This window comes from Methanomassiliicoccales archaeon (assembly GCA_014361295.1).
In the GTDB taxonomy this organism is placed as follows: Archaea; Thermoplasmatota; Thermoplasmata; order Methanomassiliicoccales; family JACIVX01; genus JACIVX01.
On the sequence record JACIVX010000127.1, the window covers coordinates 1 to 511 of the forward strand.

The 511-nt window shown below is 61.8% G+C and carries 2 protein-coding genes; both read left to right on the forward strand.

Features of this window, described 5'->3' with window-relative positions; genetic code table 11:
• The coding region (locus H5T41_11535; GenBank protein MBC7109391.1) for an RsmD family RNA methyltransferase at nucleotides 1-298 on the forward strand (298 nt) is incomplete at its 5' end.
• Between the two features lie 14 nt (nucleotides 299-312).
• The coding region (locus H5T41_11540) for a 5'/3'-nucleotidase SurE (protein ID MBC7109392.1) at nucleotides 313-511 on the forward strand (199 nt) is incomplete at its 3' end.

Consider the following 511-nt stretch of genomic DNA (forward strand, 5'->3'; position numbering starts at 1 on the left):
GCAGACGGAGACCATCAAAGGGGACGTGTTCAAAGCCGTAAAAAATCTGGTGCGGCGCGGGCGGCGCTTCGATTTGGTGTTCATCGGTGCTCCATATGAGCCGGGTTTGGCCGCCGAGGCCTTGAGGGCCGTGGCCGAGACGCTTCCCCTCCGGCCGGGAGCATTGGTGGTGGTGGAAACCTTTCACAAGGAGGAGCTGGGCGACTCCTTCCCGCCCCTTTCTCTCCTGGATTCCCGCGTCTACGGGGAGACACGCCTCACCTTCTTTCGGTTTGGCCCAGCGGAGAAGAACCGGTAAACTTCGGCCCAACCATGGCGCCCCTCATCCTTCTCACCAACGACGACGGGTATCTTTCCCCTGGGCTCCATGCCCTGCGTCGGATGCTGAGCGAGCTTGGGGAGGTCTGGGTTTTGGCTCCGGAGAAGAACTGGTCCGCAGCCTCTCGAACCCGGGTCTTTCACAAACCTCTTCGGGTGTATTCCGCCCAGCTTCCCGATGGCTCCCTGGTCC